This is a genomic window from Microbacterium sp. Root553 (assembly GCF_001426995.1).
Lineage (GTDB): Bacteria > Actinomycetota > Actinomycetes > Actinomycetales > Microbacteriaceae > Microbacterium.
Genome location: NZ_LMFY01000001.1, coordinates 2,934,594 through 2,961,120, shown reverse-complemented (window position 1 = coordinate 2,961,120; position 26,527 = coordinate 2,934,594). Strand labels below are relative to the sequence as shown.

Below are 26,527 nucleotides of genomic sequence, written 5' to 3'. Positions count from 1 at the left end.
CGGGTCGACAGGGCTCCCGCTAGACTCGTTCAAGCACGACGGAGCAGGAGAATCGGTGGCTGAGAACGCGGCGAAGTCCAGGGTGAAGACGTCGAAGACCGACGACACCCCCATGGGACCCACCGGGCGTCCCTATCACGGTTTCGCGACCCCCGAACCGCTGGCGTCGCACGGCCCGGCGCGCATCATCGCGCTCTGCAACCAGAAGGGCGGCGTCGGCAAGACGACCACCTCGATCAACCTGGCCGCCGCGCTGGCCGAGTACGGACGCAAGGTGCTCGCCGTCGACTTCGACCCGCAGGGGGCCCTGTCGGCCGGTCTCGGCATCCAGACGCACGATGTGCCGACCGTCTACGACCTGCTGCTCGACACCAAGCGCGACGCGCACGACGCGATCGTCCACTCCGGCGTCGCGGGCCTCGACGTGATGCCCGCGAACATCGACCTGTCGGCGGCGGAGGTGCACCTCGTCAACGAGGTCGCCCGTGAGACGATCCTCGCCCGCGTCCTGCGTCAGGTGGCGGGGGAGTACGACGTCATCCTCATCGACTGCCAGCCCTCGCTGGGGCTGCTCACCGTGAACGCGCTCACCGCCGCGCACGGTGTCATCATCCCGCTCGAGTGCGAGTTCTTCGCTCTTCGCGGCGTCGCCCTGCTCATCGAGACGATCGACAAGGTTCGCGACCGCCTCAACCCGTCCATCACGATGGACGGTCTGCTGGCCACGATGTACGACCCGCGCACGCTGCACTCCCGTGAGGTGCTGCAGCGCGTCGTCGAGGCCTTCGGCGACGATGTGCTGGAGACCGTCATCGGCCGCACCGTGAAGTTCCCGGATGCGTCGGTCTCGGGTGTGCCCATCACCGAGTTCGCTCCGGAGCACGCCGCCGCCCAGGCATACCTGCGGCTGGCGCGGGAGCTGGTCGCCCGTGGCGCTGTCGCCTGACGAGAGCCTCGCACCTGACGACACGACGGGATTCCGGGTCTCGCTGTCGAACTTCGACGGACCGTTCGATCTTCTGCTGAATCTCATCTCGAAGCATGAGATGGACATCACGGAGGTGTCGCTGAGCGCGGTCACCAACGAGTTCATCGCCTACCTCCGCGAGCTCGACGACGACGAGGAGCTCGACCAGGCGTCGGAGTTCCTGGTCGTCGCGGCCACGCTGCTCGACATGAAGGTCGCCGGCCTCCTCCCGCAGGGCGAGCTGGTGGATGCCGAGGCGGTGGCCCTGCTCGAAGCCCGTGACCTGCTCTTCGCACGGCTGCTGCAGTACCGGGCGTTCAAGGAGATCTCGGCGTGGTTCGCCCGCTGCCTCCAGCGCGAGGACCGGCGGCATGTGCGGGCGGTGCGCCTCGACGAGAAGCACCGTCGGAAGACCCCGGAGCTGGTCTGGTCGCTGAGCGTCGACGACTTCGCCGCGCTGGCCCTGCTGGCGTTCGCGCCCAAGGAGATCCCGCATGTCGGGCTCGACCACCTGCACGCCCCGCTCGTCAGCATCCGCGAGCAGGCGGCGATCGTGGTGACCCTGTTGCGCGCCGCAGAGGCGGTGAGCTTCCGCGAGCTGGTCGCCGGAGTGAGCGAGCCGGGAATCGTCGTCGCTCGCTTCATCTCCGTGCTGGAGCTGTACCGCCACGCGGCGCTCTCGTTCGAGCAGCTGGAGCCGCTCGGCGAACTGACACTGCGCTGGGCGGCCGATTCGTGGTCGGACGAGACACTCGCGACCCTGGGAGCCGATTATGACCGATGATGTGACCGGATCCGTGACGGATCCCCCCGCGACCGAGTCTCCGCTGGCGGAGCGGATCGAGGCGATCCTGCTCATCATCGACGAGCCGATCGGGCTGATCGCGCTGGCGGCGGCCGTGGGCTCGCCGGTGGCGGCGGTGCGTCAGACGATCGAGACGCTCGTCGACGACTACGACGGCAGAGGCGCAGGCCCGCGCCGCGGGTTCGAGCTGCGTGAGGTCGGGGGCGGCTGGCGTCTCTACGTGCGCGACGACCACGACGACCTCGTGGCCGAGTTCATCGGCGGCCAGGCGCCCGCACGCCTCTCACAGGCGGCACTCGAGACGCTCGCGGTGATCGCCTACAAGCAGCCCGTGACGCGCAGCCAGGTCGCCTCCATCCGCGCGGTGAACGTGGACTCCGTGGTGCGCACGCTGCTCGCCCGCGGCCTCATCACCGAGATGTTCGCGGACTCCGAGACCGGCGCCATCAACTACGGCACTACGGATGCGCTCCTGCAGCATCTGGGCATCAACTCGCTCGACGAGCTGCCCCCCATTTCTCCTCTGCTCGACGACGGTGCAGACGGCTTCGACGAAGGGACCATCCGATGAGCGGCTTCGAGACACCCGAGGGCGTCCGCCTGCAGAAGGTCCTGGCTGCCGCCGGGGTCGCCTCGCGACGGGTCGTGGAGCAGTACATCGTCGAGGGCCGGATCAAGGTCAACGGCGAGACCGTGACCGAGCTCGGACGTCGGATCGACCCCGAGACCGATCTCGTCGACGTCGACGGCACCGCCGTGCAGCTCGACGTGTCGAAGCGCTACGTGATCCTCAACAAGCCCACGGGAGTGGTCAGCAGCATGCGCGATGAGAGCGGCCGCCCCGACCTGCGCCGATTCACCGACGACTACGAAGAGCGGCTCTACAACGTCGGGCGACTGGATGCCGAGACCAGCGGCCTGCTCGTGCTGACCAACGACGGGGAGCTCGCGCACGTTCTCGCGCACCCCTCGTTCGGGGTCACCAAGGTCTACATCGCGAAGGTCGACGGCGCGGTCACGGCTCAGACGATCTCGCGGCTCACCAAGGGCATCGACCTCGACGACGGGTTCATCGCGGCCGACAAGGCGCGCCTGCTCGACACCTCGCGCGGGTCGAGCCTCGTAGAACTGACGCTGCACTCCGGGCGCAATCGCATCGTGCGGCGCATGCTGGCCGCCGTCGGCCATCCGGTCACCGAACTCGTGCGTCGGCAGTTCGGTCCGCTGCACCTGGGAACGCTCCCGGTCGGGAAGAGCCGCGAACTGACTAAAATCGAACTGGGCGCGCTCTTGACTCTGTCGCGCCGTGATTCCGGTGTCGCCGCGGCGCCAGGCGAGCAGCAGGAGAACGAGTGACCGATACGACGAGTGTGCCCACGGGGGCTCGGAGTTCCGTCGCGCCGCGAACTGCGGCGAGGCTCTCCGGCACCGTGCGCGTCGTCGGCGCCGGCCTGCTCGGCTCGAGCATCGGCCATGCGCTCCGCGGGAAGGGCATCGATGTCGTCCTCGCCGACACATCGCCCGCCCAGCTCCGCCTCGCCGTCGACTACGGTGCGGGCCGTGCCGCCGCCGACGATGACGCTCCCGTGCTCGTCGTCGTCGCCGTCCCCCCGGATGTCACCGCCGACGTGATCGAAGCGGAGCTGACCCGCTTCCCGGACGCGGTGGTCACCGATGTGGCGAGCGTCAAGCTGGAGCCGTTCCGCAGTCTGCGGGACCGAGGCGTCGACCTCACCCGGTACATCGGCTCGCACCCTCTCGCCGGCCGAGAGCGCGGCGGCGCGATCTCGGCACGCGCCGACCTGTTCATCGGTCGTCCCTGGGTCGTCTGCCGCGACGCGGACACCCGGGCGACGGACCTCGCGCTCGTCGAGGGGCTCGCGCTGGACGTCGGCGCCATGCCTCTCGAGATGACTCCCGAGGAGCACGACCGTTCCGTCGCGCTGACCTCGCACGTGCCGCAGGTGGTCGCGAGTCTGCTCGCCGGGCGACTCGCCGTGGCCGACGAGGGCGCTCTGCGGCTCTCCGGTCAGGGTGTGCGAGACACCACGCGCATCGCGGCATCCGCGCCCGAGCTGTGGGTGCAGATCCTCGGCGCGAACGCCGCGCCCGTCGTCGAGATCCTCGACGCGCTGGCAGCCGACCTCCGAGAGGTGTCGGAGGCATTGCGTGCCCCCGAGGCGCCGGGCGCCCGGCGCGTGGTGGCCGAGACCATCCGGCAGGGCAACGACGGCGTCGAACGGCTGCCGGGCAAGCACGGCCAGAACCAGAGGTTCGAGTCCCTGGTCGTCATGATCGACGACACCGCGGGGCAGCTCGGCCGGCTGTTCGGGGAGCTCGGCGAGCTCGGCGTGAACGTCGAGGACCTCCGCCTCGAGCACTCGCCCGGTGCGCAGTTCGGTCTCGCCGAGATCAGCGTCGACCCCGCTGCGCTGCACGGGGCGATCACCGGACTCCAGGAACGCGGCTGGCGGATTGCAGGTACGACCAATGACTGACTTCATCGCGATCGACGGACCCGCAGGTTCCGGCAAGTCCAGCGTGTCCAAGGCCGTGGCCCGCACGCTCGGATTCGGCTACCTCGACACCGGATCCGCCTACCGCGCACTCGCCTGGCACGTCCTCGATCGGGGTGCGGACACGGCGGATGCCGGAGCCGTCCTCGCCGCGGTCGCCGAATTCCCGGTGCGTCTCGGACTCGATCCCGATGACCGTGCCGTGCATGTCGGTGACGTCGACGTCACCGACGCCATCCGCGAGCCGGCGGTCTCGGGCGCGGTGAGCGGTGTCGCGCGGGTGCCCGAGGTGCGAGAGCAGGTCAACCGCCTGTTCCGTTCCCTCGTCGCCGAGGCGCCGTATCCTGCGGTCGTCGTCGAGGGCCGTGACATCACCACGGTGGTCGCTCCGGACGCGCCCGTGCGCATCCTCCTGACGGCAGCCCCCGAGGTGCGCGCCGCGCGCCGTGCGGGCGAGCTCGCAGGGGAGAACGCCGAGGCCGTGGCCGCCGCACTGCACAAGCGAGACGCATCAGACAGCGCCGTCGTCGATTTCCTCAACGCCGCAGAGGGCGTGGAGGTCGTCGACTCGACGGAGCTCGATTTCCCACAGACCATCGACGCCGTTCTCTCGGTGATCGAACGAATCCGAGGAGTACACCATGGCTGACGACGAATACGACCCTTCGACAGGCTCAGGGACCGGTGTCGATCGGCTCGCCGAGAAGATGGAGTCGCTCGACGAGCAGCTCGCCGAGGCGCGCGCCGAGACGCTGCGCGCCGGCCTCGCCGACTACGACCTGGACGATGAGGATGCCGCGCTCCTCGCCGGCATCACGATGGGCGAGGACGGCATCCAGTTCTTCCCCGCCCTGCCCGTCGTCGCGATCGTCGGTCGACCGAACGTCGGCAAGTCCGCGCTGGTGAACCGCATCCTCGGACGCCGTGAGGCCGTCGTCGAGGACACCCCCGGCGTGACGCGCGACCGTGTCACGTACAAGGCGGAGTGGGCGGACCGCCGGTTCTCGCTTGTCGACACCGGCGGATGGGAGCCCGACGCTCGTGGCATCGACCGCTCGGTCGCCGCGCAGGCGGAGGTCGCGATCGACCTCGCCGACGTGGTGCTCTTCGTCGTCGACGCGATGGTCGGCGCCACGTCGACCGATGAGCATGTCGTCAAGCTGCTGCGCAAGAGCGGCAAGCCGGTGTTCCTCGTCGCGAACAAGATCGACGACGCCCGCCAGGAGCCCGAGGCCGCAGCTCTCTGGAACCTCGGACTCGGTGAGCCGCATCCGGTCTCGGCCATCCACGGCCGTGGCGTGGCAGACCTGCTCGATCAGCTGCTGAAGACCCTGCCCGACGTCTCGGCCGTCGCGAAGGCGGAGATCGGCGGACCGCGTCGTGTCGCGATCCTCGGTCGACCGAACGTCGGCAAGTCGTCGCTCCTGAACAAGGCGGCGGGCGAAGAGCGCGTGGTCGTCAACGACCTCGCCGGCACGACCCGCGACCCGGTCGACGAGGTCGTGGAGCTCGGTGGCAAGCTGTGGCGCCTGGTCGACACCGCCGGCATCCGTCGTCGCGTGCACATGGCGCAGGGCGCCGACTTCTACGCGTCGCTGCGTACCTCGGCGGCGCTCGAGAAGGCGGAAGTCGCCGTCGTGGTGCTCGACGTGTCGGAGACCATCAGCGAGCAGGACGTGCGGATCATCGACCTCGTGCTCGAGTCCGGTCGCTCGCTCGTTCTCGCGTTCAACAAGTGGGATCGTCTGAACGACGACGACCTCGAGAACGCCGACCGTCGTCGGTACCTCGAGCGTGAGATCGAGCAGGACCTCGCCCACGTGGCATGGGCCCCGCGCGTCAACATCTCCGCGAAGACGGGTCGTCACCTCGACAAGCTCGTGCCTGCGCTCGAGACCGCCCTCGAGAACTGGGATCGACGCATCCCGACCGGCAAGTTCAACGCCTTCCTCGCCGAGCTCGTCGCCGAGCACCCGCATCCGCTGCGTGGCGGCAAGCAGCCGCGCATCCTGTTCGGCACCCAGGCGTCGACGCGCCCGCCGACGTTCGTGCTGTTCACCACCGGCTTCCTCGACCCGGGATACCGCCGATTCATCCAGCGCCGCCTGCGCGAGCTGTACGAATTCGACGGCACGCCGATCGTCATCAACATGCGCGTCCGCGAGAAGCGCCAGCGCTGAGTCGGTCCGGACTCGACCGATCGCCTCGATGCGACACTGTGCCCGCGCGGATCCGCGCGGGCACAGCCGTATGCGTGCGGCCACCCCGGCGTCCGCGGTGGCGCGTCGTGCGGTGTTCCGGTGTGTGTCCTGCGTACGTGCCGATGCCCGGATGCTGTGACAGGCTGAAGGGATGACTGTCGTACCCCCGGAGGCCGGTGAGCCTCGTCGTCCTGGAGGGCCCCGTGACCCCGGCGATGCCTGGGTGGTCGCGCCATCGGGGGAGAGGTACTGGGGGCGGTTCGGGGCCGCAGGATTGCTCGCCTACGATCCCGCCCGAGGCATCCTGCTCCAGCACCGTGTCGCATGGAGCCACTTCGGCGGGACGTGGGGTCTCCCCGGGGGAGCCATGCACGAGGGCGAGAGCGCGATCGTGGGCGCCGTGCGAGAGGCGCAGGAGGAGGCGGGAGTGCCTGACGGTGCCGTGCGTCCTCGCTTCACCAGCGTTCTCGACCTCGACGTGTGGTCGTACACGACGGTGATCGCCGACGTCGTGCGGCCGTTCGACCCGGTGATCAGCGACCCCGAGAGCGTGGCGCTCGAATGGGTGCCCGTGAGCGACGTCGATTCGCTTCCGCTGCATCCCGGGTTCGCGGGAGCGTGGCCGACTCTGCGGACTCTTCTCGACGTGCGGCCCGCGCTGGTGGTGGATGCGGCCAATGTCGTCGGGGCGGTGCCGGACGGCTGGTGGAAGGACCGGGCGGGGGCGACAACTCGTCTCGCGTCGCGCCTCGACGGACTCGCCGTCCCGGCGGGAGAGCTGGGGATCGGGGGAACCGTCTGGTTCCCCGAGCTCGCTCTCGTCGTCGAAGGTCGCGCTCGGGGTGCGGAGGCCCCGACGCCCGACGACACCGCGGAGCTGCTGCCTGCCGCCGTCGTGTCCGTCGTCGAGGCCGCCGGTGCGGGCGATGACGCGATCGTGGCGGAGGTCGACCGTCGTGTCGGTGACGGCCAGCGCGTGATCGCGGTGACCAGCGACCGTGAGCTGCAGTCCCGAGTGCTCGCTGCGGGCGCAGCGGGCGTGCAGACCGCGGGGTGGCTGCTGCGTCTTCTCGACGGCACGCCCTGAGGGACTCGAGCGCTCGTACCGGCTGAGCTATCCGCCGAAGAAGCTGTCGTCGCCGGACGCGCGAGCACGGAGCTTGTCGATGTCGCGGCGCTCGCGTTTCGTCGGACGCCCGGCGCCTCGGTCGCGTAGACCGAGCGCGGCCTGCGGCTCCCGCTCGGGGGTGCGGTCGTCGTACGCGAGGGCCGCAAGAGGCGCACCGACGCGCTTGACGAGCAGCTGGCGCACGAAGAGGATGCGATCGAAGCCCGCGATCCTGATCCGCAGCTCGTCACCGATCTTCAGGTGCTGCGCGGCCTTCACCTTCTCGCCGTTGACCCGTACATGCCCCGCGCGACATGCGGTCGTCGCGGCGGAGCGGGTCTTGTAGACCCGGATCGCCCAGAGCCAGCTGTCCACGCGCGCGGCGTCGGCCATCAGCGTGCTCCCCTTCGCATCGGAACTCCCACGGCGGCACGGGGGAGAACGGGGTCGGCGGCGCTCAGGACTCCACCGTGACCTGCGTGATCTGGCCGTCGTCGCCGAGATGCACGGCGGGCCAGTGCCCTTCGGGGAAGTGCTCGCCGCAGGTGTCGATCAGGTGCAGCACGATCGTGCCGTCGGCCGATGCCTCGAGCGTCTCGAGAGCGAGATCGGATTCGGCATCGTCGAGCTCATGCTGCTCGGGTGTGCCGGCGCTGAACGCGACGACGACAGCATCCGAGGCCAGCCGTCGCAGCACGCCGAGCGCGGCGATCGTCTCATGCACGTGCGGGAGCAGTGCGCGCGCCTCATCGACGGTCGTCCCCTCGATCATGAGGTCGAGGGGCGCTCCGTCGACGACGGTGCCGCCCGCATACCAGTCGTGTTCGAGGACGGTGCCGTCGGTCAGCTCGGTCGTCGCTCGCGTGAGCGTTCCGAGTTCCGCGTCATCGATGGTCGGATGCTCGTCGCTCATGTCTCCACGCTAGTCGTCGAGCGGGAACATCACACCGGTGAGATGGGGACGTGCCCGAGCGCACGCTCGGTTCGCGGAGCGCGACGGAGTGGGGCTAAGATAGGGGAGTTGCCTGCGCGAGAGTGCAGAACAACGGGCTGTGGCGCAGCTTGGTAGCGCACTTGACTGGGGGTCAAGGGGTCGCAGGTTCAAATCCTGTCAGCCCGACCGATTGATTGTTACTCAAACCATGGGACAAGTTGTCCCATGGGTTGGTCGACGAAGAGCCTTCCGCGGAAACGCGGGAGGCTCTTTCGTTTGTGTCGCTGGTGTGTGCGTGCCAGCTGTGGAGCGCTTCGTGGACGTCGGTGCGGACGGGGCGGGCGTCGTCGTCGGGCACTGTCACTGCCATCGGCGAGCGACCGCCGCGTTCGTTGCTTCTGTGTCTACCGGTGAGCGATCCCTTTTTTATGGAACACATGATCGTGGCGTGTTGTACGGTTCTGATTCATGGCGTGTTCACCGACGGGCTGGACCATGATGCTCATGGGAGCACGAGAACTGGCATGGGGGATTCTGGCGTGGCCGGCGGTCGGGGTCCTCGCGCTGCTGCGAACTGCGGGCAGCTGGGATGTATCGGGCGGGGCCGCAGCAGGGGTCCTCGCGGGCACGGCAGCTGCGTTCGCCGTCGCGGGCGCACTCCTGTGGCTTCCCTCGAGCCTCTGGCTCGACCGGCGGACACGCCGCTTCCCGCACATCGGCCAGGCGGCCGGGTTCCTGGGTCTGGGGCTCGTGATCGGCGCCGCCGTCTCCACCGCGCTGGTACTCGCGTCGGGAAACGCGACCTGGCCCTCCTCCGCGGGCCTCATCACTGAATATGCTGTCACGGCAGGCATCGCCTCCCTCCTCGGCTGGCTCCTCGCCAGCACCCTTCGCGCGAAGAAACTGCCGATCGTTCAGACGGCGACGGATCGCGTGAACCGCTGAACGATCCCCAAACCGGACGGTGCTCGATGTGCGAGCTCAGACGACGCGCGCTCGTCCGACCGGACACATTTGCGCCACCTGGACGCGGTACTGTGCGGAAGCAACGACTCTCAGAAGGACTTTCGATGAGCGTTGCATTCCTGCTGACCACCCCATCGTGGTGGTCGCCATCCTCGGCACGGGAGCCGTGTTCTCCATCGCCGCCGGGCTCTCCCGCGGCACGAAGCCGGGATCGTGGCCGCGTTCGGCTGCACCCTTGGCGTGATCCCACACATGGTCGCCGCGATCACGGGGCTCGCCGCGATCCTGAGCGGATCCGCGATCGCGTTCCAAACGATCAAGTGGCTCGGCGTCGCCTACCTGCTCTACCTCCCCGCAAAAGCAGCCCAACTCCGAGGTCAGATCTGGCCAGTCACGCTGTTTGCGTCTCCCAGTGGAGTTCGTCATCCGTCACAGTTGCGGCCAGCTACGTGAATCTCGCGACCCACGGCGCGCCCTATGCTGCGCAGTTCTCGCAGCCTTGTGCATATTCGAGGGGCCGGACCTCCTCTGCAGCCCCCGAAGTCGTGCGACCACAGTCGGTCCCCAGCCCCCAGCCCCCAGCCCCCAGCCCCCAGCCCCCAGCCCCCAGGGTCAGTGGCCCGGCCTCGTGTGAGGGATGCTGATCGAATCGAACAGCAGCCCGTCGATGACATGGTCGAGTCGGGCCGGCCACGAGATGATGTGCGTCAGCAGATCCTCGAAATGCGAGAAGACGATGACCGCTTCTTCGAACTCGGGCTCCGCTCCGTGGACGACTGCTCCATCGTCTCGCACGGCCAGATACTCGTATCCGTTGCGCACGGACAGCAGCAGGGGGAGGTGGCGCGTCCAGAAACGGGAGACCGCGGCCGCCTCGTCATCCGTTGTCGCAGCCTGGAGGCTCAGCTGTTCGTACTCGTTCCACGCGAACGCACCCGCCGCGCCCGTCGAGTAATCGTCGCGAGATAAGAACCACACCGTCTCATCTGCTTTCGCGAGCAGTGAGAACGAGGACACCCAGCGGATCACCGTGTCGGGTGCTGTGCGCAGCGGGAAGGGGACACCGTCGCCCGTGGGCGTAGGCGGCTCATACGTCCACCCGGCGTGTTGCAAGCATCCGGTGGCCGTTCGGGAGAGCTCCGTCATGGTCCCCAGGCTACCGAGCAGTCTCTCTGGGCACGCGGTCACCAGGTCGCGCCCGTGTTGACCCATTCCAGTGTCGACAGCTTCGCCTCGATCGTCTCGAGGCCGATGGTCCCGCATCCGACCAGGGTGAGCCTGCGCAGTCGGGGAAGGTCGTTGATGGCGGCGATGCCGGTGATCTTCTTGCAGTATTGGATGTTCACGATCTCGAGTCGCGCGAGAGCGGCCAGCTCCGAGATGTCACCCAGAGAGGTGAGGTTCTTCAGGCGCAACGACTCCAACTCGGGGAGCACGCGGATCCCGGTGAGGCTTGTCAGCGTGCGTCCACCGATCAGCCCGAGGCGGCGAAGCCCGACGGGTTCGACGAGACGGAAGATCTGCTCGTCCGTGGGCACGTTCAACAGGTTCAGCTCTTCCAGCGGCAGCTCGAGTGCCTGCCGCACATTGTTCAGAGATCTCTGCGGGTAGAGGGAGAGCGCACGGAGCCCGGGGAAGTGCTCGTTCTTGAAGCGGAAGGGTTCGCCGACGTAGAGGGTCTTCAGGTTGGGCACCACCACATTCGGCCACACCAGGGTCCGATCGCCGATGTGCACCGAGAGCTCTTCGAGACTCTCAGGGAGGTCGCCCTGCCGCAGTTCCGTGACGATGGTGGGGAGGACCCTCCCCGGGCCGATGCTCAGAGTCTTCAGATGCGGCATCGCGGTGATGATCTCGGGGAGACGGTCTATGGGACCGTCGAGGGGAGACCACAGGTGCACATCGGTGACGCGTGACAGCTCGTCGGCGTCGTAGGGCTGGTCGTAGAACACGAGGTCTCTGTCCGGAAAGTCGAACTGGTCCTTGTGTGTACTGTGCAACACCATGGTCCGCTTGCTCATGAGCCCCCGTCCGTTCACCCGTGACGTCGCGGACTGTCGTCCACGCCACGCACCTCAGATTAGCGGCGCGTGCTGTCGTCGTTCCTGCCGCGCCTGCGCACGCTTCGCCCGCCGGATGCCGCCCTCCGAAAGTCCACCGCGTCAATAGAGCATGCCCATCGCGGCTCGCACCTCGTGGAGGGTGTCGGCGGCGATGCTCTGCGCCCGCTCGTTCCCTTCGCGGAGCACCGCTGCTGCGTCGCCGACGGTGAGCTCTGCTCGTCGCGCACGGTGCTCGGCCAGGAAATCGTTCACGGCGTCGATGGTGAGGGTCTTCAGCGCCCCGGCTCCGGCGTCTCCCACCTCGTCCGCGAGCTCGCCGGGGTCGCGGCCCAGGATGGTCGCGGCGGTCGCGAGCAGGCCGGACACCTCAGGACGGTTCTCGGGGTCGTAGGTGATCGATCGCTCGGAGTCGGTGCGCGCTCGCCGGATGACGGTGGCGGTCTCATCGGCCGTCATGCCCAGTGCGATCGCGTTGCCGTAGCTCTTGGACATCTTGCGGCCGTCGAGGCCGGGAAGCTCGGGCGCATCTGTGATGAGCGCTGCCGGCTCCGGGAAGACCTCCCCGTAGCGCTCGTTGAAGCGGCGCGCGATCGTGCGAGTGACTTCGACGTGCGGCAGGTTGTCCTTCCCCACGGGGACGAGTGTGCCCTTGCAGAAGAGGATGTCGGCGGCCTGGTGCACGGGGTAGGTGAGCAGCAGTCCGCTCAGCGCACGGCCGGATGCCGCCAGCTCCGCCTTCACCGTGGGGTTGCGGTGCAGCTCGGCCTCGGTGACGAGACTGAGGAAGGGGAGGAGGAGCTGGTTGAGGGCGGGAACGGCCGAGTGGGTGAAGATCGTCGACGACTGCGGGTCGAGACCGGCGGCGATGTAGTCGAGCACGGCTTCGTAGACGTTCTCGCGGATGTTCCCCGCGACGTCTCTGTCGGTGATGACCTGGTAGTCGGCCAGGATCACGAAGGTCTCCACCCCGAGCGACTGCAATCGGACACGCTCTCGCACCGTGCCGAAGTAGTGCCCGAGATGCAGCCGTCCCGTGGGGCGCTCTCCGGTCAGCACCCGGAACTGTTCGGGGTGCGCGGCGATCCGAGCGCGCAGCGCGGGCATGCGTTCGGCGGTGGCGGTGAATGAGTCCATGTCTGCTCCTGGATCGAGGAGCTGCACGGACGTGGGGTACCGCGATGGTTCGCGGGCTGCCGTGCAGCCCGCGCGTGAATGCGTTATGGCTGCGGACGCAGCCACCACCACGAAGAAACGGTGAAACGCATGCGCTCAGATTAGCGGAAGAGTCCCATGCGGTCCCTGATCGAGTAACGTCATCGTGTGACCGCGCGGAAGTTGGCCTATACGCCTGCCTTGGACGGCCTCCGCGCCGTGGGGGTCCTGTTCGTCATGGCCACTCATGGTGCCAAGCCGTTCTTCGTTCCAGGCGGGTTCGGCGTGGACATCTTCTTCGTCCTGTCGGGCTTCCTGATCACCACGATCCTCTGGTACGAGCACGAGAAGTTGGGCAGGCTCCGACTGCGACGGTTCTACCTGCGCCGCTTCATCCGGCTGTACCCGGCGCTGCTCGCGACCCTTGCCGTCACGATGATCTTCGGGCTCACTCTCGACCCGGACCGGCGTGGGTTCCTCATCCACACGATCGGATCCGCGCTCTACCTCTCGCCGGTGACGGATGCCCGCTACGGGTCGCCGATGTTCCACGGCCATATGTGGAGCCTCGCCGCCGAGGAGTACTTCTACGTGGTGTGGCCGCTGCTGCTGATCCTGATGATGCGTCTTCGGCTGTCGTGGAAGACGATGGCGGCGTTCATGATCATCCTCGGACTGGGAATGAACGCGGTCCGGGTGTACGCGGCCTTCACGACGGGCGCAGGTCTGCCCCTGTATCGCACGGGCGGTATCGCCATCGGGTGCGGCGTCGCGATCATCATCGCGGAGACCGACTGGCGGGGGAACCCGATCCTCAACTCGCTCATCGGCGTCGCCGGCATCGCGGCAGCCTGGGCGATGAGCGGCCCGAAGATCCTCGAATCCTTCGCCCCGGTGTGCATCGCGGTCGGCACGACCGGCATCATCTACGCGGTGTGCAGCGGTCGGCGCTGGTGGCTGCAGCGGATGCTCGAGCTCAGACCGGTCGTCTACATCGGCAAGATCTCGTACGAGCTGTACCTCTGGCACGTGCCCATCCTCATCGCGGCGGCGACGTACCTGCATGTCAACCGCGTCGACGTCTGGTGGTGGGTGTACCCGATCGTGTTCGTGGTCGCCGCGGCCACGCACCACGCCTTCGCCCCGCTTCAGGAGCGCCTCCGAACGTTGACGGATCGGATCGGCGCCGACAAGCGCGTACGTGCCGAGGAGCCGGTCTCGTAGCGGGAGCGGAACCCCGCCGAGCATCCGCCTCTTCGGCCCTGGATGTGCGCGGACGGAACTGTGAACGCGCCCAGTTTCGGGGCGTAACGTCCGTGTATGAACACACAACTGAAGATCGCGGGGCAAAGCTCCGAACTGCTGGGTCTGGGGTCCATTCTCATCGGGTCGCTTCCTGCGACGCTGATGACGGGAGACGCGCCGGACCGGTACACCGTGGAAGCGGTGTTCACGCGCAAGACGGATCGCGACGAGGTGGCCGCGATCCAGGGCAGCGCGACGCGTGCCTACCTGTCGGCCCACGGGTACTCGACTGTCGAGTTGCGCGTCGCCGATCGTCGTCTGGAGATCGCGAACACGAATCTTGAAGAGCTCCGAGATGGGCTCGCCGCCAGGATCGCGGAACGACTGGCCGAGATCTCCGTCGGGATCACTGCGGCTCGCGAGGTCGCCGCTCACCTCTTCCAGGACGCCTCGCAGCGCGAACAGGTACGCGCCGCAGCGGTGGCCGCCCTGGCAGGATCCGTGTCGTTCGCACGACGCCCCGCTGCGGATGTCTCGGACGACGACGCGCGGATAGAGGACTGGTTCGAGGAGGGTGGCTCTCTGCGCCCGTAGACGTCTCAGACGGATCGAAGGCGGGGTGATGCTTTCGGGGGATCGAGCGTAGGGTGCGGATCAGAGCGCGAATACACAGGCCCTGGGGTGGCTCACCGGTATCGCTCTACGCGGGGGCTCTTGCCTCGCGGTTCATCCGTACCCGCTCGGCGAGGGCCCTCCAGTCGTTCGACCAGTACCAGGTGCGTCCGCCGTCAGTGCGGGACCCCAGCCCGCGGCGGGCGCACCGTTGAACCGAACGCCGACGGGTCCCGGCAGTTCTTGCTACGCGGCGCAGAGGTCTCACAGGTGTCGCCCTCGACAGAGGCATCCGGCGTAGGGCCACTTTCGACATCAATGAGGGTACGCCTACGCGCCGTCATCCACCATGGGATATGCACCCGGGCACATCGGACGTACCATCGCCGACGAGAGCGCGCACTGGCCACGGTCTGGGGGCCGCGTCGGGGCCGCTCCGGTCGGGGGACTCTTCCTCAACACGGTCACAGATGATCCGGTGAGAGAGAGTCCCTCCGCTGTTCCCTTCGCGGTTGAACCCTCATTCAGAGGTTTAGGCTTCTCGAAGATGTGCAGTCCGGTGCGCCCGTGACGAGCGAATCCCGCCCTGAGCTCACCCGCGGCTTCGCACAACGTTCAGTGGTGAATGGTCCTGGTCGCTGGGTTCCGCTCTGACAGGAGGAAGGAAGACCGCCCGAGGGGTAAACGTTATCTGTGAAAACCCTGGGAGAGAGGTTGTCGTTTCCTGAATATTGATATGTTTGGCGGCGTTGTCCGTCTATCGACCCAGGGGATTCGAAAATAGTGAAAAATACGAAACGTCGGTGGCTCACAGGCGCCGTGGCGACCATCGGAGCAAGTGCTCTGGCTCTCGGAGGGGCTGTCATTCCGGCTGCAGCCGATGACGTGCAGGATGGACCGGTTGAACTCCAGTCCTCCGCATCCAAGTACGACGTCGCGGCCGCCCAGTCGGGCACTTCCGCCGCGGAGATCAAGAACCAGGAGGAAGCCGGTCTCATCAGCGTGACCGACAAGGGCTTCTTCTACTTCAACGACCAGGCCCACGAGTCGCAGAGCCTTCGCACGCTCGCGCTCCCCGCGGCTCCTGAAGGCGCTGCGATCCCCGGCACTCCCGCCGCCGGATCTCGCCCCGGGGCACCCGTGACGGTCTACCTCGACTTCGACGGCGAGACCCTCGAGGGCAAGCACTGGAACACCGATTCCGGTATTGCTTCCCTGGCTTTCGCTCCCGCCGCTGCCGTCACCGACCGCGCTGCCGTCTGGGCCGCTGTGGCCGAGGACTACGCACCGTTCAACGTGAACGTCACGACGACGCGTCCGAGCGATGAGGCTCTCTACAAGACGTCGCAGGACGACAACGTGTACGGCTCGCACGTCATCATCACCGACTCGTACGACGAGGTCCTCCCCGCTGCCGCAGGCAACGGTGGAATCGCCTGGCTCGGCGGCACGGGATCCGAGTACCTCAGTGGCGCGCTCGTGTTCACCGAGGGAACCGGTGGCTCCCCGAAGGCGATCGCTGAGATCGCCGCGCACGAGTCCGGTCACAACTTCGGTCTCGAGCACGACGGCATCAGCGGTGCCGGCGGCGGCGAGTACTACGCCCCCGAGGACGGCGTGTGGGGAACGATCATGGGCGCTGCCTACTACGTTCCCGTCTCGCAGTGGTCGGCCGGCGCCTACGCCGGAGCCACGAACGACCAGGACGACCTCGCCACGATCGCCGATCGCTCGGCAGGCGGCCCGCTCTTCGTCAACGCGACGCTCCCGGACGGAACCCCGTACACCGGAAGCAGCGTGTGCCTGCCTGCCGGCAGCACGGCCAACCCGAGCAACCCGCAGCCCGGCGACGTCATCTTCGCCGTCGGCGTCAACGGAGACTGCAACCCGGCCGGAGACCAGCTCACGCTGAACTTCACGTGGACTGACCGTGCGGACTACGCAGCGGACGCCGTCGGCAACGACCGTGCGAACGCGCAGGCACTCGACAACGCGGCGGGCACCTTCGGGGCCGCAGCCGTCATCGAGAGCAACTCCGACCTCGACGTCTTCGCCGTCACGACCGCCGGTGGCGAGCTCACCGCGAACGTCCAGGTCGCGAACATCTCGCCGAACCTCGACGCGAAGCTGAGCGTCGTCGACGCCTCGGGCGCGGTCCTTGCGGAGAGCAACCCCGAGTCCACGCGCACCTCGGACACCGTCGCGGCCGGCCTCAACGCCTCCGTCACGCTGCCGAACCTCCAGGCCGGGGTCTACTACCTCGCCGTCGAGGGCGTCGGAGCGGGCGACCCCGCAACGGCGACCGCGCTGAACGCCAACGGATACGACGCATACGGCAGCCTCGGCAACTACACCCTCTCGGGTGCAGCTGAGCCGTTCGCCTCTGCTCCGCTCGTGATCCTGACCCCGGAGGACGGCTCCGCTGTCACCGGTGGCGAGGAGATCGACGTCACCGGAACCGCGACCCCCGGCGCGACCGTCACTCTCTCGGTGGGCGGCGCTGTCGTCGACACCGTGACCGCCGACGGCGCGGGCGCATGGTCCGGCAACGTGACCGTGAACCAGTACGACGCAACGGAGATCGTGGCCGCACAGACCGTCGGCACCATCGCGATCCCCGGCACCACCTCGGTGACCGTCGTCGCTCCGGCCGCACCGATCGCGGCTCCCGCGATCACGTCGCCGACCAACGGCGCGACCACCGACGACTCCACCCCGACCATCTCGGGTACGGGTGTCGCTGGTGCGACCGTGACCGTGACGGTGCGCAACGCGGCCGGTGGCGAGCTCGTCGGTCAGGCGACCGTCGCAGCAGACGGCACCTGGTCGCTGACCCTCACCACGGCTCTCGTCAACGGCGAGTACGTCGTCTCCGCGGTGCAGACGCTCGCGGGTGAGACCTCGGTGAGCAGCGCAGCGGTGACCTTCACGGTCGCTGCGGCTCCGCCCACCGGCAACAACAACGACGGTGACAACACGGACGGCAACCTCGCCACGACCGGTAGCGACTTCGACGCCGCTCCGTTCGTCGGGGGAGCAGCCCTGCTGCTGCTGATCGGCGCCGGCGTGCTGGTGCACGCCCGTCGTCGGAGCTCCTCCGTCGAGGCATGATCGGTGTCAGGTCACGATCGCGGCTGACGCTCCGGTCGTGACCTGACCACCACGGGGTGAGGATCGAGTATCGATCCTCACCCCGTTTCGTCTTTTCTCGCTGTCAATACGGTGAGACCGTTTCCCTTCTGAGCGGAACAGTGGTTCGCTGGATGGGATGGAGGAGGGTACCCATGTCCGAGACAGCAGAACAGTCCAGTCGGCGCCCCGTGCTCGCCGTCGCCGTGGTGGCGGTCGTGCTCGTGGTGATCGCCGTGATCTTCGGAATGCTCATGACGAATCCGGGCCCCGGCGGCACGGCCGTGCCATCCTCCGAGCTGACGGAGACGCCCGCATCCACGACCGGCCCCGCCGGGTCCGGCACCTCTGACGACGAAGGCGGAGAAATGACACCTGGACCGGCATTCGGAACATTCCTCCCCGAGTCGATGGGCGGCGAAGCGGCGATCGACGAGCTCGGCGACCGGATCTCCGTCGTCGCCCAGCGGAACAACAAGACGGTCGAGGAGCTGAGCGAGCTCCTTCTGCGTGACCGGAGCGCCCAGATCTCTCCTGAAGGCTTCATCGTCTACAAGGACAGCTTCGACAACGCAGGGTGATCCGTCGTCAGGCATGTCATGACCGGCCTGAGTGACGTAATCTGGGCGACATGGGAAGACTCGAGTACAACAGTTCGCGGCCTCCGATCGACGTGGAAGACGAGACTCTCGCCCACCTCAAGGTCGTGATCGCGACGAAGCTTCGTCGCCAGGAGAGTTTCATGATGACCTGGCCGGCGGGCGCGGCCGGCGCCGATCGTCACAGCCGTCTCACCGTGTGGATGCACCCGAGCATCCCGCTCATCATCGAGATCGATACCGAGAAGTCGCCCTCTCTCGATCCGCACCGCATCGAGCGCATGATGGGCAACCTGAACAGTCGTGGAGAGCTGATCCTCGACGATCTCTGAGTGGCGCGTGGGGCGACGGACGCTTCCACTACGCACGCGCGTCGCGGCCTGTCAACCCGGCCGAGACTTCTCCCGGGCGGTGAGAGGCTGAGTGCATGAAACTCGTCTCCTACGCCGGACAGCAGCTCGTGACGACCGACGATGTCGCCGACGCGTTGGTGGAGCTCGCCGCGGCGATCGCCAGCGACGGTGATTCTCAAGCTCTGCACATCCCGATCGTCATGGACGGGGAGAAGGACTGCGCAGACCTGATCGTCGGCGTGGGGAACGACCTGCTGGTCGGCCCGCAGTCCTCGAACGGCGATGACCCCGACTTCTCCGTGGAGGCCGAACAGCTGCGGCAGCACCGGCTCTATCCCCGTCGTGGGAGCGATGACGAGGCGGATGACGTCGACACGGATTCCGCCTTCTTCGGTTACGGTCTCGACCACGACTTCTGAGCGGCGGCGACGCGGAGGATCCCTCGTCATCCCTTCTGCGTCAACCCCCTCCGGCGAAGGGGTCGTCGGCGCGTAGCGTCGGCCATCAGACGAAGGAGATGTCATGAGCGATCTGCAGAACACCCACGGTACGGCCGGCGCTGGCGAGGAGGCGGACACCGCCTCCGGCGGTGCGCCCGACGAGTCGACGTCCACGAGCACCGACGAGATCATCGAGGATGAGACCACCGACGAGGACGGTAAGCCTCTGGAGAACCCGTCCGGCGGGTGAGCGTCATCCGGAATGCCGCAAGGCCCTCATCTGCCCCGTGCGGATGGGGGCTTTCGCTTGAGACCTCAGAACGTCTGCGCGCTGCGGTCGTCGTGCGCGGCGATCCCTGGTTGCCCTCCCGAGTACCCAAACCCCACTTTGGATCGCTCGAGAGGGCTCACCGTCCTTCCCGGACGGTAGGGGAGGCGGCGAAGAACTTCGCTGCTCTCTCGACTGATATCCCCAGATGTTCAGCCGGTAGCCCCCGCTACTCCTTGCAGAATATCGCGAAAATGTCTTGTCCGCCATTTGGGGGACAAAGAAATCTACGAATGTTTCTTCCCGGTTTGAGGCTTGCCTTGAGAGGGGCGACTCATAGAGTGGGGGCATGGACAGAAAGCTCGTCGTGAACGCGCATATCGCCATCGCTCGGGGCCATCGCATCGAGGTGACGGAGCGCATCGACGAGCTGACGGGGGAGTCCGGAATCCTCTCGGTCCTCGATCTCGACAGTGGAATCCGGTACCGCAGCGTCGAAGAGCCGGACAGCGAGATCGTCCACTGGACGGGTCACGTCGTGGACTGCACGGTCGTCATCGGCGGACGGGGTTCGCACACGTCGCTCACCGTCACGGCGGACTCCGAACGGGGCGGGTCGACGGGTGCGCGGGTGGCACTTCACGCCGCGGATGCCGCCGTCGATGCGGCGAAGGCCGAAGCGGACCGGTGGGGTGGCGGCGATCGGCTGCCCGAACCCGAGCCCGACCGTTTCTGGTGACGCTCACCGGAAGTCCCTCGAGCGGTGCGTGACACCGGTGCGGAGGTCTTCGAAGGCATCGGCCAGCACGTTCACGACGCCCTCTGCTGAGCGCTCGAGGATTCCACGGATGATGAGAGCCGGGGAGTCCCGCGCCACCCGCTGATAGCGACCCCACACTCCGGTGGAGCAGATCACGTTCACCAGCCCACTCTCGTCTTCGAGGTTGAGGAAGGTCACCCCCGCCGCCGTCGCGGGTCGTTGCCGATGGGTCACGAGGCCGGCGACCTCGATGCGCCGTCCGGTCTCGTGGTTCTGGAGGTCGGTCGAGGTGAGCACGCCACGGTCCCGGAGAAGACCGCGGAAATGGGCCATCGGATGGTCGTCGGTGGACACGCCGGTCGCCCACAGATCAGCGGACAGGCGCTCGTAGCTGGACTGATCCGCGAACAGCGGAGGCTGCACGGCGACCGTCGTGCCGGGGAGGAAGCGTGAACGGTCTTCGGCTGCGGCCCCGGACAGCCAGATCGCCTCCCGGCGCTGGAGCCCGAGACATTCGAATGCTCCGGCGGTCGCCAGCGCCTCCAACTGCGCGGCAGTCGCGTCTGTCCTTCGGACCAGGTCGTTCAGATCGCGGAAGAGGCCGCCCGCCTCGCGGGCGGCGACGATGCGCTCGGCCAGTGCCGCGCCGATGCCCCGGACCCCGCCCAGACCCATGCGTACGGCGTACCCTCCGTCGCGGCGGTGCGCCTCGGACTCATCGGGCGCGGTGCGGTCGAAGCGCGGCACCCGAGGTTGCAGGGGATCGCTGCAGGTGTGCAGTCCCGTCGGTCTCCGCAGGGCGGTGCCGTCGAGGGGCTCGAGGGTCTCGGTCGCTCCCGAGGCATGCAGATCCGGGCGGCGGACCTCCACCCCGTGGCGACGGGCGTCTGCGGTGAGTGTCGAGGCCGAATAGAAGCCCATCGGCTGTGACCGCAGCAGACCGGCGAGGAAGGCTGCCGGATAGTGCAGCTTGAGCCAGGAGCTCGCATAGACGAGAAGGGCGAAGGACAGTGAGTGGGACTCGGCGAAACCGAAGTTGGAGAAGGCCTGGATCTGCGCATAGATGCGATCAGACTGATCAGCGGACAGCCCTCGTCTCGACATCCCGGCGTAGAGCTTGTCTCGGACCTTCTCGATCTTCTCGAGTCCGCGCTTGGAGCCCATCGCCCGTCGCAGCAGGTCGGCTTCGTCTGCGGTGCAGTCGCCGATGGCGGTCGCCATCTGGATCAGCTGCTCCTGGAAGATGGGGATGCCCAGGGTTCTCTCGAGGATCGGCGTGAGGTCGACATGCGGATACGGGATGTCGAGCACCACAGGCTCCTCGCCCCTGGCGGCCCTGGCGAGGTTCTCCTCATCGAGGGCGTCCTTCGCCATCTTGCGGCGGACGAACGGATGCACGGCGCCGCCCTGGATGGGGCCGGGGCGGATGAGCGCGATCTGGATCGCGAGGTCGTAGAAGGCGCGGGGCTGCAGCCGGGGAAGGAGGCCGATCTGCGCGCGCGATTCGACCTGGAAGACGCCGATCGAGTCGGCGCGGCAGAGCATGTCGTAGACCGCGGCTTCTTCTTTGGGGAGGGTCTCGAGGGTCCATCGTTCACCGGTGGCGTCGTCGATGAGGTCGAAGCAGTGCTGGAGTGCGGCCAGCATGCCCAGACCCAGCAGGTCGAACTTCACCAGGCCCATCCAGGCGGCGTCGTCCTTGTCCCACTGGATGACGGTGCGATTCTCCATCCGTGCATGTTCGACGGGCACCACCTCGCCGACCGGACGCGCCGTGAGCACCATGCCACCGGAGTGGATGCCGAGGTGACGCGGAGCCTTCAACAGCTCGCTCGCATAGTCGAGGACGTTCGGCGGGATGTCGTGCTCGTCGGCCACCTCGAGGCCGGTGCTCCAGCCGTCGACCTGCCGCGACCAGGCGTCCTGCTGTCCGGGGGAGTAGCCCAGCGCCCTCGCCATGTCGCGCACGGCGTTCTTCGGACGATACTGGATGACGTTCGCGACCTGAGCCGCACGCTCCCTGCCGTACTCGCGATACACCCACTGGATGATCTCCTCGCGACGGTCGGAGTCGAAGTCGACATCGATGTCCGGCTCCTCGGAGCGCGTGGTCGCGAGGAAGCGCTCGAAGGGAAGCCCGTAGAGGATCGGGTCGACGGCCGTGATCCCCAGGAGATAGCAGACGGCGCTCGCTGCGGCCGAGCCTCGTCCCTGACAGAGGATGCCCCGTCGCTTCGCCTCCGTCACGATGCCGTGCACGATGAGGAAGTACCCGGGGAAGTCCTTCTCTTCGATGACGTCGAGCTCGCGCCCGATCCGGCGGCGCCCGTCGCCATCGAGGTGCGGATACTTCGTCGGCACGGCCTCCCACACCAGGTGTCGCAGCCAGCTCATCGGAGTGTGACCATCGGGCACCTCCTGCCTCGGAAGCGCCGGGCGGGCGCGTCGGAGGGAGAACGCGGATGCAGCGGCGAGCTCCAGTCCGTAGGAGATCGCACCGGGATGACGACGGAAGCGCGCCGCCATCTCGGCACCGCTGCGCAGGTGCGCGCCGCCATGAGCGGGGAGCCATCCGTCGAGCTCGTCCATGCTGCGTACGGCGCGGACCGCGGCGACCGCCTCGGCGAGGGACGCGCGCTCGGGTGTGGCGTAGTGCACGTTGTTCGTCGCCACCACAGGGAGCCGCATCTGCCGGGCGAGGTCGGCGAGGGCATCGTTGCGCCGGGAGTCCTGGGGGTCGCCATGATCGAAGAGCTCGACGACGACGTGATCCTGACCGAAAAGGTCGACCAGCCGGCGCAGCGGGGTCTGCGCGTCTCCGGCCTCCAGGCCACGACGGACACCTCCTTTGCGGCATCCCGTGAGGATCGTCCAGTGGCCGCCCGACATGGATGCCAGCTCATCGAGGTCGTAGACCGGGCGTCCTTTCTCGCCGCCGCGAAGATGAGCCGCCGTCATCGCACCGGACAGCCGGTGGTACCCCTCGAGCCCGTCGGCGAGTACGAGCAGATGGTCACCGATGGGGTCGGGGGAACCGCGCTGCGGAGCATCGAAGCCCAGGGAGAGCTCGGCGCCGAACACCGTCTGCACCTGCACATCCATCAGCTCGGCGACCTCCGCGAAACGGGCGGCTCCGTAGAACCCGTCATGATCGGTGAGTGCCAGCGCGGTGAGACCCAGACGCTCGGCTTCGGCCAGCAGATCCTCGGGCGAGGACGCCCCGTCGAGGAAGGAGTACGAGGAGTGCGCGTGCAGCTCCGCGTACGGGACCGATTGCTCGGGCCTGCTCACGGTCGTGGGAGCGGTGCGTGTGCGTCGGGTGCTGATGGGACCGGCGTCCGGTCGTCTGCCCGGCGGCGTCCCTCCCGTCGGGTAGGGGGACTCCTCGCCGCTCAGCGTGCGTTCCAGCTCTTTCCACGTCTGCGGCGGATTGTGCCAGCCCATCAGCGGTACCGCCCCTCGGCCCACCAGCGATCGCCGGTGCAGAAGACGAGCCATGCCCGATCGTGACCGTCGACGATCTGCAGGCGATGCCCCCGCTTGCCGCCGGTCGCCTCCCATCGACGCTCGTGGATGGGCCATGGCCCCGCCCACGCCTGCACCTCGTCGCCGTCGATGTGCGACGGCGCGGCGGAGAGCTCCCCCCGATCATCGACGAGGAGTGTGCCTCCGTCCGGTGCGAGCACACCGATCGGGCGAGGCGGTCGGAAGACCTCGGCGGGGAGGGGATCGGGAAGGCTCCCCGGCCAGGGGCGGGCAGGGTCGCGAGGTGCGGTCGATCGCTCTCCCCACGGTGTGAGAACCTGCCTGTCGGCGAGCCAGCGCCCACCGGAGAGGGCAGCGGTGACGACGCCCTCATGACCGAGCATCGTCTGCACGCGGGAGATGGCATGGTGCAGGCGCTCGTCGGTCCCGGAACCGAAGAGGCCGGGCTGGTGATGCGCGGCATCGTCGACGGCCACCGGAATGATACGCACCAGAACGATGCCGCCGAAGGCCCGAGCCTCATCGATCGGTGCTTTGGCGGATTCCGCTCCCAGGGCCTCGAGCTGCCAGCGCACCCTGTCGACCAGATCGGCGGCGTCGAAGCAGGTGGGGTGCAGCCAGGGTCGGGAGAACACCGCACCGTTGTCGTCGACCAGATCGATGCGCACCTCGGTGCACACAACGGAGGCGTCGGCGAGGGCGAGCATGACCGCATCGACGGTCTGTCGCACGGCGAAGGCCACCTGATCCGCTCCGGCGAGGGCGGGTTCGAACTCCACGGAGCGAACGAGCTCCGGGTCCGGCGGTCTCGGCACCACGGGGCGGGAATCGGCTCCGGCGGCGAGAGCGTGCAGACGAGCACCGCGCTCGCCGAAGCGATCGCGCACCTCGATCTCGTCGAGTCCGGCGAAGTCGCCGAGCGTTCGCACCCCCAGCCGGATGAGCAGGCCGGTGATCTGCTCGTCTTTGAGTACCCGCACCGGGAGCGGAGCGAGGAACTCCTTCGCGAGACCCGGCGGGACGACGGTGCGAGGAGTGGGTCCTCGTGCCGCCAGCTCGGCGGTGAAGGGGCCGTCGGCGATCCCCACGCGCACTTCGGGGAAGCCGGCCTCGGCGAGGATGCCGATCAGGGTGTCCGCGGCCTCCGCCTCGCCGCCGTGATAGCGGGAGATGCCGCGTGCACGCACCGCGGCGAGGCCCGGACGAAGCAGGGCGACGCCCGGGGCGTGCTTCTCGATGAGCTGCAGGACCGGGAGGAAGGCTCTTTCGTCGCGAGCGACATCGTGCGGAAGCACACGCAACGAGGAGATGTGCCCCTGTGCCACGCGACGACGCTGGCCTGCGCGCACGCCGTGCTCCCGCGCCGATGCGGTGCAGGCGATGACCGTGTTCGCATGCACCAGGGCCGTGGGCGGATGCGGTGGCGGCCCACCCAGAGCGGCACGGAGGGGCCAGTCGGGGAACCACAGCACCATGGTGCGGAGAGGGGCCGTCATCCTGCCACCGCCAGGGGCGGGTACTCGTGCGGCTCGGTGCGGTCGCCGCGCAGCCCTGCACGCGCGGTCATCTCGGCGATGGGCGAGGCGGTCTTCTCGATCGGCAGCTCTTCGACCGCGCCATGGGTGCCGGGCAGCCGCACCCTCACGCTCGTGGACTGAGGGGTGTGCCTCGTCTGCGCCGTGACGGTCGCGGTCGACCCCTCGATCAGCCCCCAGCCCTCGCCGATGCCGAGCCACTGCTGGTCATGGAGTCGGATGGTGCCCTCGCTCTGCGGCCAGACTCCCGATTCGGCGGATTCGGCGACGAGGAGCGTACTGCCTCGGTCTCTGAGGCGAGCGCTCAATCGCGACACGTCGGCGTCTCGCGCCCGGCCTCCCGGTTGCACGGCGATGAGGGGCACGACCTCGGCGAGTGCGGAGGTCACGGCGAGCCAGCGGTCGCCCGGATCGGGCACGAGGATCAGTCGGGGCAGTTCGATGCCGAAGGCCGCAGCGGCCTCGACCCCCAGCGTCGGCATGCCGACCACCGCGCACCAATGTCCCTTCCGCGACGCGGCCGCGAGCAGCGAGAGGACCAGGCTGGGCGAGGGGGAGACGGTGTAGGCCGTCCCGGTCTGCAGGCCTTCGTCGGGGAGAAGGGCGGAGAACGCCGGCTCGAGAGGGAGCAGGGGATGCTCGCTGCGTCGGCGCTGCATCCGGCTGATCTCGCGGCGCAGCCGAAGAACCTCTCCGGCGCGAGAGTCGCCGCCCGGAGAGAGCGCGGTCACCGCATCGAGCCCGATCCCCATGATTCCATCCTCGAAGATATGTACTAATAAATCAACTGGAGTAGTCGACTCTAGTTCGAACCCCCGACATCGGTGCGAGACGTTATCCACACCCCGCGCTCGCCGCACCTCGTGGTCTCCTAGCCTTCCGGGCATGGATCTCCGCACCGCCGTCGTCGTGATCGTTCATGTCGCCCTCTTCGCGGTGGGCTGCAGACTGGTCGTCATCGACATCCGCAGCCATCGGCTGCCCGACCGGATCGTGCTCCCCACCCTGGCCGTCCTCGTCGTCCTCGTGGCGGTCGACGCCGCCGTCGCGGGGGAGAGCGGGACGACGGTCAGATCCCTGCTGGGGATGCTGATCCTCGGAGGCTTCTACGCGGTGCTCCGTGCACTCAGCCGACAGGGGATCGGCGGGGGAGATGTCAAGCTCGCGGCCGTCATCGGGCTGACTCTCGCATGGCACGGCTGGCAGGCGCTCGCCGTGGGCGCGGCATCCGCCTTCGTGATCGGTGCGCTGTATGCGATAGGGCTGATGGTGCTGCGTCGGGCCGACGGAGCCACGCGGATCGCCTTCGGGCCGTGGATGATCCTCGGCGCGCTTCTCGGCATCATCGCGCGGTGAGCTCCGATCCGCGGCTGCGGGGATAGCATGAG

Annotated in this window: 27 protein-coding genes and 1 tRNA gene; 20 read left to right on the top strand and 8 right to left on the bottom strand. The window is 68.0% G+C overall.

Annotated features, from left to right (window positions below; genetic code table 11):
- Window positions 1-112: 112 nt before the first annotated feature.
- The 8 genes from ASD43_RS13965 to ASD43_RS13930 all read left to right on the top strand — a co-directional run bounded on the left by ASD43_RS13965 (window position 113) and on the right by ASD43_RS13930 (window position 7,576).
- On the top strand, window positions 113-946 hold the full coding sequence (locus tag ASD43_RS13965; protein WP_056419707.1) for a ParA family protein: 834 nt from the start codon (window positions 113-115) through the stop codon (window positions 944-946).
- A complete protein-coding gene (locus ASD43_RS13960; protein WP_056418709.1) occupies window positions 930-1,751 on the top strand; it encodes a segregation and condensation protein A in 822 nt (273 codons plus the stop codon). The genes ASD43_RS13965 and ASD43_RS13960 overlap by 17 nt, the downstream gene beginning before the upstream one ends.
- Window positions 1,741-2,343 carry an SMC-Scp complex subunit ScpB gene (scpB, locus tag ASD43_RS13955; protein WP_056418706.1) on the top strand — a complete coding sequence of 201 codons (603 nt, stop codon included), beginning with the start codon at window positions 1,741-1,743 and terminating at the stop codon, window positions 2,341-2,343. The genes ASD43_RS13960 and scpB overlap by 11 nt, the downstream gene beginning before the upstream one ends.
- On the top strand, window positions 2,340-3,128 hold the full coding sequence (locus ASD43_RS13950; protein ID WP_056418702.1) for a pseudouridine synthase: 789 nt from the start codon (window positions 2,340-2,342) through the stop codon (window positions 3,126-3,128). Before scpB ends, ASD43_RS13950 begins: the two co-directional genes overlap by 4 nt.
- Window positions 3,125-4,270 (top strand): prephenate dehydrogenase, encoded by a 1,146-nt coding sequence (locus ASD43_RS13945; protein WP_082539406.1) that lies wholly within the window; start codon window positions 3,125-3,127, stop codon window positions 4,268-4,270. Before ASD43_RS13950 ends, ASD43_RS13945 begins: the two co-directional genes overlap by 4 nt.
- Complete coding sequence (gene cmk, locus ASD43_RS13940; protein ID WP_056418700.1) at window positions 4,263-4,937, top strand: (d)CMP kinase; 675 nt, start codon at window positions 4,263-4,265, stop codon at window positions 4,935-4,937. The genes ASD43_RS13945 and cmk overlap by 8 nt, the downstream gene beginning before the upstream one ends.
- A complete protein-coding gene (gene der / locus ASD43_RS13935; protein WP_056418696.1) occupies window positions 4,930-6,468 on the top strand; it encodes a ribosome biogenesis GTPase Der in 1,539 nt (512 codons plus the stop codon). The genes cmk and der overlap by 8 nt, the downstream gene beginning before the upstream one ends.
- Window positions 6,469-6,640: 172 nt before the next feature.
- Entirely contained in the window at window positions 6,641-7,576 is a 936-nt protein-coding gene (locus tag ASD43_RS13930) for an NUDIX domain-containing protein (protein WP_056418693.1), read from the top strand.
- Window positions 7,577-7,603: 27 nt separating this feature from the next.
- On the opposite strand, the gene ASD43_RS13925 is transcribed toward ASD43_RS13930, so the two are convergent.
- Together ASD43_RS13925 and ASD43_RS13920 are read right to left on the bottom strand one after the other, a co-directional pair.
- Entirely contained in the window at window positions 7,604-7,990 is a 387-nt protein-coding gene (locus ASD43_RS13925) for an RNA-binding S4 domain-containing protein (RefSeq protein WP_056418690.1), read from the bottom strand.
- Window positions 7,991-8,054: 64 nt separating this feature from the next.
- On the bottom strand, window positions 8,055-8,510 hold the full coding sequence (locus tag ASD43_RS13920) for a hypothetical protein (protein ID WP_056418688.1): 456 nt from the start codon (window positions 8,508-8,510) through the stop codon (window positions 8,055-8,057).
- 133 nt (window positions 8,511-8,643) lie between these two features.
- On the opposite strand from ASD43_RS13920, the gene ASD43_RS13915 reads away from it, so the two are divergent.
- The 3 genes from ASD43_RS13915 to ASD43_RS17705 all read left to right on the top strand — a co-directional run bounded on the left by ASD43_RS13915 (window position 8,644) and on the right by ASD43_RS17705 (window position 9,950).
- A tRNA-Pro gene (locus ASD43_RS13915) sits at window positions 8,644-8,717 on the top strand.
- A 318-nt stretch (window positions 8,718-9,035) separates the two neighbouring features.
- Window positions 9,036-9,476, top strand: coding sequence for a hypothetical protein (locus ASD43_RS13910; protein ID WP_157550987.1), 441 nt, complete (start codon window positions 9,036-9,038; stop codon window positions 9,474-9,476).
- Between the two features lie 234 nt (window positions 9,477-9,710).
- A complete protein-coding gene (locus ASD43_RS17705; RefSeq protein ID WP_200946592.1) occupies window positions 9,711-9,950 on the top strand; it encodes a LysE family transporter in 240 nt (79 codons plus the stop codon).
- A 159-nt stretch (window positions 9,951-10,109) separates the two neighbouring features.
- Here the strand turns inward: ASD43_RS17705 and ASD43_RS13905 are convergent, their stop codons facing one another.
- The 3 genes from ASD43_RS13905 to trpS all read right to left on the bottom strand — a co-directional run bounded on the left by ASD43_RS13905 (window position 10,110) and on the right by trpS (window position 12,694).
- A complete protein-coding gene (locus ASD43_RS13905) occupies window positions 10,110-10,643 on the bottom strand; it encodes a hypothetical protein (RefSeq protein ID WP_157550985.1) in 534 nt (177 codons plus the stop codon).
- 38 nt (window positions 10,644-10,681) lie between these two features.
- Complete coding sequence (locus ASD43_RS13900) at window positions 10,682-11,518, bottom strand: leucine-rich repeat domain-containing protein (RefSeq protein ID WP_157550983.1); 837 nt, start codon at window positions 11,516-11,518, stop codon at window positions 10,682-10,684.
- A 141-nt stretch (window positions 11,519-11,659) separates the two neighbouring features.
- A complete protein-coding gene (gene trpS / locus ASD43_RS13895; RefSeq protein WP_056418670.1) occupies window positions 11,660-12,694 on the bottom strand; it encodes a tryptophan--tRNA ligase in 1,035 nt (344 codons plus the stop codon).
- Window positions 12,695-12,880: 186 nt separating this feature from the next.
- Here trpS and ASD43_RS13890 point away from each other — a divergent pair, with 186 nt between their 5' ends.
- The 8 genes from ASD43_RS13890 (at window position 12,881) to ASD43_RS13860 (ending at window position 20,097) form a co-directional block, all read left to right on the top strand.
- Window positions 12,881-13,936, top strand: a complete 1,056-nt coding sequence (locus ASD43_RS13890) for an acyltransferase family protein (protein WP_157550981.1) — start codon at window positions 12,881-12,883, stop codon at window positions 13,934-13,936.
- Window positions 13,937-14,032: 96 nt separating this feature from the next.
- Window positions 14,033-14,551 (top strand): hypothetical protein, encoded by a 519-nt coding sequence (locus ASD43_RS13885; protein ID WP_056418664.1) that lies wholly within the window; start codon window positions 14,033-14,035, stop codon window positions 14,549-14,551.
- A gap of 903 nt (window positions 14,552-15,454) precedes the next feature.
- Entirely contained in the window at window positions 15,455-17,680 is a 2,226-nt protein-coding gene (locus tag ASD43_RS13880; protein ID WP_056418661.1) for an Ig-like domain-containing protein, read from the top strand.
- Between the two features lie 173 nt (window positions 17,681-17,853).
- Window positions 17,854-18,279, top strand: coding sequence for a hypothetical protein (locus ASD43_RS13875; protein ID WP_056418660.1), 426 nt, complete (start codon window positions 17,854-17,856; stop codon window positions 18,277-18,279).
- A 50-nt stretch (window positions 18,280-18,329) separates the two neighbouring features.
- Window positions 18,330-18,629, top strand: coding sequence for a DUF7882 family protein (locus tag ASD43_RS13870; protein ID WP_056418655.1), 300 nt, complete (start codon window positions 18,330-18,332; stop codon window positions 18,627-18,629).
- Between the two features lie 95 nt (window positions 18,630-18,724).
- Window positions 18,725-19,069 (top strand): hypothetical protein, encoded by a 345-nt coding sequence (locus ASD43_RS13865; protein ID WP_056418652.1) that lies wholly within the window; start codon window positions 18,725-18,727, stop codon window positions 19,067-19,069.
- A 103-nt stretch (window positions 19,070-19,172) separates the two neighbouring features.
- Entirely contained in the window at window positions 19,173-19,340 is a 168-nt protein-coding gene (locus ASD43_RS17420; protein WP_188042338.1) for a hypothetical protein, read from the top strand.
- Window positions 19,341-19,707: 367 nt separating this feature from the next.
- Entirely contained in the window at window positions 19,708-20,097 is a 390-nt protein-coding gene (locus ASD43_RS13860) for a hypothetical protein (protein ID WP_056418649.1), read from the top strand.
- A 3-nt stretch (window positions 20,098-20,100) separates the two neighbouring features.
- Here the strand turns inward: ASD43_RS13860 and ASD43_RS13855 are convergent, their stop codons facing one another.
- From ASD43_RS13855 to ASD43_RS13845, 3 genes are read right to left on the bottom strand one after another with little or no spacing between them, the layout of a single operon-like run.
- Window positions 20,101-23,562: an error-prone DNA polymerase gene (locus ASD43_RS13855; protein WP_056419700.1), complete on the bottom strand. Its 3,462-nt coding sequence runs from the start codon at window positions 23,560-23,562 to the stop codon at window positions 20,101-20,103.
- On the bottom strand, window positions 23,562-25,100 hold the full coding sequence (locus tag ASD43_RS13850) for a DNA polymerase Y family protein (protein WP_056418645.1): 1,539 nt from the start codon (window positions 25,098-25,100) through the stop codon (window positions 23,562-23,564). Before ASD43_RS13850 ends, ASD43_RS13855 begins: the two co-directional genes overlap by 1 nt.
- Entirely contained in the window at window positions 25,097-25,891 is a 795-nt protein-coding gene (locus ASD43_RS13845) for a hypothetical protein (RefSeq protein ID WP_235564141.1), read from the bottom strand. Before ASD43_RS13845 ends, ASD43_RS13850 begins: the two co-directional genes overlap by 4 nt.
- Before the next feature lie 133 nt (window positions 25,892-26,024).
- On the opposite strand from ASD43_RS13845, the gene ASD43_RS13840 reads away from it, so the two are divergent.
- Window positions 26,025-26,495: a prepilin peptidase gene (locus ASD43_RS13840; RefSeq protein WP_056418641.1), complete on the top strand. Its 471-nt coding sequence runs from the start codon at window positions 26,025-26,027 to the stop codon at window positions 26,493-26,495.
- Window positions 26,496-26,527 lie beyond the last annotated feature (32 nt).

What these genes read in the sequence shown, in the direction of transcription:
- ASD43_RS13870 (WP_056418655.1), top strand. Translation starts at nt 18,330, where the DNA reads ATGGGAAGACTCGAGTACAACAGTTCGCGGCCTCCGATCGACGTGGAA.
- ASD43_RS13950 (WP_056418702.1), top strand. Translation starts at nt 2,340, where the DNA reads ATGAGCGGCTTCGAGACACCCGAGGGCGTCCGCCTGCAGAAGGTCCTG.
- ASD43_RS13965 (WP_056419707.1), top strand. Translation starts at nt 113, where the DNA reads ATGGGACCCACCGGGCGTCCCTATCACGGTTTCGCGACCCCCGAACCG.
- ASD43_RS13900 (WP_157550983.1), bottom strand. Translation starts at nt 11,518, where the DNA reads ATGAGCAAGCGGACCATGGTGTTGCACAGTACACACAAGGACCAGTTC.
- ASD43_RS13885 (WP_056418664.1), top strand. Translation starts at nt 14,033, where the DNA reads ATGAACACACAACTGAAGATCGCGGGGCAAAGCTCCGAACTGCTGGGT.
- ASD43_RS13910 (WP_157550987.1), top strand. Translation starts at nt 9,036, where the DNA reads ATGGGAGCACGAGAACTGGCATGGGGGATTCTGGCGTGGCCGGCGGTC.
- scpB (WP_056418706.1), top strand. Translation starts at nt 1,741, where the DNA reads ATGACCGATGATGTGACCGGATCCGTGACGGATCCCCCCGCGACCGAG.
- ASD43_RS13840 (WP_056418641.1), top strand. Translation starts at nt 26,025, where the DNA reads ATGGATCTCCGCACCGCCGTCGTCGTGATCGTTCATGTCGCCCTCTTC.
- ASD43_RS13920 (WP_056418688.1), bottom strand. Translation starts at nt 8,510, where the DNA reads ATGAGCGACGAGCATCCGACCATCGATGACGCGGAACTCGGAACGCTC.
- der (WP_056418696.1), top strand. Translation starts at nt 4,930, where the DNA reads ATGGCTGACGACGAATACGACCCTTCGACAGGCTCAGGGACCGGTGTC.
- ASD43_RS13865 (WP_056418652.1), top strand. Translation starts at nt 18,725, where the DNA reads ATGAAACTCGTCTCCTACGCCGGACAGCAGCTCGTGACGACCGACGAT.
- ASD43_RS13905 (WP_157550985.1), bottom strand. Translation starts at nt 10,643, where the DNA reads ATGACGGAGCTCTCCCGAACGGCCACCGGATGCTTGCAACACGCCGGG.
- ASD43_RS13860 (WP_056418649.1), top strand. Translation starts at nt 19,708, where the DNA reads ATGGACAGAAAGCTCGTCGTGAACGCGCATATCGCCATCGCTCGGGGC.
- cmk (WP_056418700.1), top strand. Translation starts at nt 4,263, where the DNA reads ATGACTGACTTCATCGCGATCGACGGACCCGCAGGTTCCGGCAAGTCC.
- ASD43_RS13855 (WP_056419700.1), bottom strand. Translation starts at nt 23,562, where the DNA reads ATGGGCTGGCACAATCCGCCGCAGACGTGGAAAGAGCTGGAACGCACG.
- trpS (WP_056418670.1), bottom strand. Translation starts at nt 12,694, where the DNA reads ATGGACTCATTCACCGCCACCGCCGAACGCATGCCCGCGCTGCGCGCT.
- ASD43_RS17420 (WP_188042338.1), top strand. Translation starts at nt 19,173, where the DNA reads ATGAGCGATCTGCAGAACACCCACGGTACGGCCGGCGCTGGCGAGGAG.
- ASD43_RS13875 (WP_056418660.1), top strand. Translation starts at nt 17,854, where the DNA reads ATGTCCGAGACAGCAGAACAGTCCAGTCGGCGCCCCGTGCTCGCCGTC.
- ASD43_RS13930 (WP_056418693.1), top strand. Translation starts at nt 6,641, where the DNA reads ATGACTGTCGTACCCCCGGAGGCCGGTGAGCCTCGTCGTCCTGGAGGG.
- ASD43_RS13845 (WP_235564141.1), bottom strand. Translation starts at nt 25,891, where the DNA reads ATGGGGATCGGGCTCGATGCGGTGACCGCGCTCTCTCCGGGCGGCGAC.
- ASD43_RS13925 (WP_056418690.1), bottom strand. Translation starts at nt 7,990, where the DNA reads ATGGCCGACGCCGCGCGCGTGGACAGCTGGCTCTGGGCGATCCGGGTC.
- ASD43_RS13850 (WP_056418645.1), bottom strand. Translation starts at nt 25,100, where the DNA reads ATGACGGCCCCTCTCCGCACCATGGTGCTGTGGTTCCCCGACTGGCCC.